Annotated in this window: 1 protein-coding gene; it reads left to right on the top strand. The window is 66.7% G+C overall.

What is annotated here, in order from left to right; all coding sequences use genetic code 11:
• The coding region (locus tag SB764_RS43880) for an aldehyde dehydrogenase family protein (RefSeq protein ID WP_410867293.1) at positions 1-243 on the top strand (243 nt) is incomplete at both ends.

A 243-nucleotide genomic window follows, 5' to 3' on the forward strand; every position in this document is an offset into this window, starting at 1 on the left:
CGTTTTCGACGACGCCGACATCCCGGCTGCCGTTCAAGCCAGCGTGTCCGGCGCGTTCTGGGCAGCGGGCCAGAATTGCATCGGTGCCCAGCGGATCCTGGTGCAACGCGCAGTTTTCGATTCCTTCCTCGAATCCTTCGTCGCCCGGACGGCGGGCTTGAAGGCGGGTGAGCCGCGAACTGAAGCGACCGACGTCGGCCCGATGATCAGCGCCGCCGCCGCAGCGGAGGCGAAGCGGAAGAT

The sequence above is a fragment of the Paraburkholderia sp. SIMBA_027 genome (assembly GCF_046535315.1).
In the GTDB taxonomy this organism is placed as follows: Bacteria; Pseudomonadota; Gammaproteobacteria; order Burkholderiales; family Burkholderiaceae; genus Paraburkholderia; species Paraburkholderia tropica.